Origin of the sequence: Paraconexibacter sp., assembly GCF_041602235.1 — a bacterium.
Classification (GTDB): domain Bacteria; phylum Actinomycetota; class Thermoleophilia; order Solirubrobacterales; family Solirubrobacteraceae; genus Paraconexibacter.
Window position 1 is genome coordinate 1 of sequence record NZ_JBFIGP010000318.1, and the last position, 4092, is coordinate 4092.

5 protein-coding genes are annotated in these 4092 nt (G+C 70.3%); 3 read left to right on the forward strand and 2 right to left on the reverse strand.

All coding sequences use genetic code 11. The features are described from left to right. Positions 1 to 48 precede the first annotated feature (48 nt). Positions 49 to 1440 (forward strand): class II 3-deoxy-7-phosphoheptulonate synthase, encoded by a 1392-nt coding sequence (locus ABYE80_RS17900; protein WP_372791666.1) that lies wholly within the window; start codon positions 49 to 51, stop codon positions 1438 to 1440. 28 nt (positions 1441 to 1468) lie between these two features. On the opposite strand, the gene ABYE80_RS17905 is transcribed toward ABYE80_RS17900, so the two are convergent. Next, entirely contained in the window at positions 1469 to 2116 is a 648-nt protein-coding gene (locus ABYE80_RS17905; protein ID WP_372791667.1) for a metallopeptidase family protein, read from the reverse strand. Positions 2117 to 2148: 32 nt separating this feature from the next. Further along, on the reverse strand, positions 2149 to 3303 hold the full coding sequence (locus tag ABYE80_RS17910) for an acyl-CoA dehydrogenase family protein (protein ID WP_372791668.1): 1155 nt from the start codon (positions 3301 to 3303) through the stop codon (positions 2149 to 2151). Positions 3304 to 3363: 60 nt separating this feature from the next. On the opposite strand from ABYE80_RS17910, the gene ABYE80_RS17915 reads away from it, so the two are divergent. After that, on the forward strand, positions 3364 to 3579 hold the full coding sequence (locus tag ABYE80_RS17915) for a DUF6458 family protein (RefSeq protein ID WP_372791669.1): 216 nt from the start codon (positions 3364 to 3366) through the stop codon (positions 3577 to 3579). Positions 3580 to 3676: 97 nt separating this feature from the next. Then, the coding region (locus ABYE80_RS17920) for an alanine racemase (RefSeq protein ID WP_372791670.1) at positions 3677 to 4092 on the forward strand (416 nt) is incomplete at its 3' end.

Genomic DNA, 4092 nt, shown 5'->3' on the forward strand with positions numbered 1-4092 from the left:
GGGGACCGCACGGCGTCCGAGGACCCCGCCGACGTACCCTGTGCGTCCGTGAACTGGATCGTCGACATCCCGGTGGACAGCCTCCCGGAGCTGCCGCCCCTGCCCCCCGCCCTGCGAGCCGCGCTGGACGACGCCCTGGCCCGACCCGCGGTGCAGCAGCCCAACTGGCCGGATCCCGACTACGTGGTCCGGGTTCGGTCCCTCTTGGAGGCGGTGCCGCCGATCACCGTTCCCGCGGAGGTCGACCGGCTCCAGGAGCGACTGGGCGCGGTCGCGCGCGGCGAGGCGTTCCTGCTGCAGGGCGGGGACTGCGCCGAGACGTTCGTCGACAACACCGAGGCGCACATCCGCGGCACGATCCGGACGTTGCTGCAGATGGCCGTGGTGCTCACCTACGGCGCGTCGATGCCCGTCGTGAAGCTCGGACGCATCGCCGGGCAGTACGCCAAGCCGCGCAGCTCCGACGTCGACGCCTTCGGGCTGCCGTCCTACCGCGGGGACATGGTCAACGCGATCGAGGCGACCCCCGAGGCACGCCGCCCCGACGCCGGACGCCTCCTGCGGTCCTACGCCAACGCCGCCGCCGCGATGAACCTGACCCGGGCGATCACGGGCGCCGGGCTCGCCGACCTGCACCACCTGCACGAGTGGAACATGGACTTCGTCGCCCACTCCAACGCCGGCGAGCGCTACGAGCTCGTGGCCCAGGAGATCGACCGCGGCCTGCGGTTCATGTCCGCCTGCGGCGTCGACGACAGCTCGCTGCGCACCGTCGAGATGTACGCGAGCCACGAGATGCTCGTCCTGGACTACGAGCGGGCGATGCTGCGGCTGGAGGAGGAGCGGCTCTACGACCTGTCCGCCCATCAGCTCTGGATCGGCGACCGCACCCGGCAGCTCGACGGCGCCCACGTCGCGCTCGCCGCGCTGATCGCCAACCCGGTCGGCGTCAAGATCGGGCCCAAGACGACGCCCGAGGACGCCCTCGCGCTCGTCGAGCGCCTGGATCCGGACCGGATCGACGGCCGGGTGACCCTCGTCTCCCGCATGGGCAACGAGAACGTGCGCGACCATCTCCCCGCGATCGTCGAGGCGGTCCGCGACAGCGGTCACCTCGTGGTGTGGCAGTGCGACCCGATGCACGGCAACACCGAGGAGTCGCCGAGCGGGCACAAGACACGGCACTTCGACCGTGTCGTCGACGAGGTCAAGGGCTTCTTCGAGGTGCACCACGAGCTCGGCACGCACCCCGGCGGCGTCCACGTGGAGCACACGGGCGAGGACGTCACGGAGTGTCTCGGCGGCGCGCAGGACATCTCCCACGAGCAGCTCGGGTCGCGCTACGAGACCGCGTGCGATCCCCGCCTCAACACCCAGCAGTCGCTGGAGCTGTCGTTCCTCGTCGCGGAGATGCTCCGCGGCGCGCCGGTCCGGCCCTAGACCGGCGCCACTGCGGGACCACGCCGCGCTACAGACCCAGGTCCTGGACGCCGAGCTCGTCGAACCCGACGTGGTGCGCCAGCTCGTGGCGGACCGTGATCGTGACCTGCTCGCGGAGCATGGTGGCGTCGTGCCCGAAGTCGCGACGCAACGTGTCGCGGTAGATCACGATGCGGTCCGGGACGTCGTCGCGGGTGGCGCCGTCCCCGTGGTAGAGGCCGTAGGCCCGACGGCGACGACCGCCGTCGGAGATGACCACCGCGACGTTGTGGTTCTCCAGCAGGTTGCGCAGGAGGTCCGGGAGATCGTCGAGGGCGTCGCGGACGAGCTCCTCGAAGTCGTTGTCGTCGTACGGGTCGAGATCGAGGAACTCCGACTCGTCGGGCTCGTGCGCGGTCCCGGACCGCGCGAGCCGCTCGGCCTCCTGCACGACGCGCTCGAACTCGTCCTCGTCGGCGGGCTCCTGCCAGTCGGCGAGGCGCAGCCCGATCATGGCCATCGCGCCGAAGATCGCGCTCGCCCCGACGAACAGCACCGCGGCTCCCTGCAGGAACTTCAGGAACCCGTTGGAGCTCCACCCCTGCAGCAGGACGATCGCGGTCAGCCCGAGGCTGAGGGCGACCGCCGCCGCGAACAGCGTCCTCTGGATGGGGAACAGCTCGCTCGGACGACGCATCCGCATGAGGACAGGCTACGCGGTCCTCGCCCTCAGTTCGACATGGATCGTGCGATGACGACGCGCTGGATCTCGTTGGTCCCCTCGTAGATCTGGGTGATCTTCGCGTCGCGCATCATGCGCTCGACCGGGTACTCGTTCACGTACCCGTACCCGCCGAGCACCTGGATCGCCTCGACGGTGACCCGCATCGCGTTGTCCGACGCGAACAGCTTGGCCATCGAGGTCCACTTGCCCACCCCGGGCGTGCCCCGGTCGACCATGGCGCACGCCTTGTAGAGCAGCTCGCGTGCGGCGGCGGTGCCGGTCTCCATGTCCGCCAGCTTGAACTGGATGCCCTGCAGCGCGTTGATGGGCTTCCCGAACGCGATCCGCTCCTTCGCGTACTGGTTGGCGTAGTCCGTGGCGCCCTGCGCGATACCCACCGCCTGGGCCGCCGCGCCCAGCCGCGTGCGCTCCAGCGTGCCGAGCGCCACCGACAGGCCCTTGCCCTCCTGTCCGATGAGGTTCGCGGACGGGACCCGCACGTCCTCGAACACGGGGCTGCCGGTCGGAGACCCCTTGATCCCGATCTTGTGCTCCAGCTTGCCGGCGTTGAACCCGTCGCGATCGGACTCGACGATGAACGCGCTGATCCGGTTGTTCTCCCGGTCGGTCTTCGCGAAGACGACGTAGTAGTCGGCGATCCCGGCGTTGGTGATCCAGTTCTTCGTGCCGTTGATGATCCAGTCGTCCCCGTCCTTGACCGCGTGCGTGCGCATCGAGGCGGGGTCCGACCCGGCCTCCGGCTCCGACAGCGCGAACGCCGGGGAGATCTCGCCGCTCGCGAGCCGCGGCAGGAACCGGTCCTTCTGCTCGTCGTTGCCGAAGAGGGCGATCGGCAGCGACCCGAGCTCCTGGATCATCAGGATGAGGGCGCTGGAGGCACAGGCCTTCGCGATCTCCTCGACCGCCATCTGCAGCATCAACGTCCCGGTGCCGGTCCCGCCGTACTCCGTCGAGAACGGGAGGCCCAGGATGTCCTGCTCGGCGAGCAGCTTGCGGATGTCCCACGGGTACTCGCCGCTGCGGTCGATGTCACCGGCGCGCGGAGCGATCTGCTCCTGGGCGAGCTGCCGGACGAGATCCCGGAAGTCGAGGAACTCCTGCGGGATGTCGTAGAGGTCCGGGTGCGAGGTCGTGGTCATCGCACCATCGTATGTCGTGGATCAGGTGTGGACCGGCTCGTCGCGGGGTAGGTCCAGTTCATGCAGATCGGAACCTCCATCTTCCTCCTCGCCCTCGGCGCGATCCTCAAGTTCGCGGTCACCGACGCGATCGACGGTGTCGACCTCACGACGGTCGGCCTGATCCTGATGATCGTCGGCGCGCTCGGCCTCGTGATCTCGATGTTCATGACGAGTCAGCTGCGCGACCGCGCGACCGAGCGTACGGTCGTGCGCGAGCGTCACGACCAGGTCTGAGCACCCCCGGCCCCGGACCGGCTGACCGGCCCGGGGCCGGGTTCCCGCTGGCCCAGTTCGGGCGCCGGTGGCCCCGTGGCTGCGATGATCGCTGCCGGTGAGCGAGTTCCCGAGCCCCCCCGCGCCCTCCCGCGACGATCGCGGGCGGTACGACCGCGCCACGGCGGACCTCGAGCCACCGCTGGCGATCATCGACCTCGACGCGCTCGAGCAGAACGCCGCCGCGATGGCCCGCCGTGCCCAAGGCCGCCCGATCCGGGTGGCGAGCAAGTCGGTGCGCTGCCGGGCGATCCTCGACGCCGTGCTGGAGCGTCCCGGCTACGCGGGCATCATGGCGTTCACGCTCCCGGAAGCGCTCTGGCTGGCCCGGAACGGCCACGACGACGTGCTCGTCGCCTACCCGACGGCGGACCGTCACGCCCTCGCCGAGCTGGCCGCGGACGCGGACCTCGCCGGACGCGTGACGATCATGGTCGACGACCCTGCCCAGCTCGAGCTCCTGCCGCCCGACCC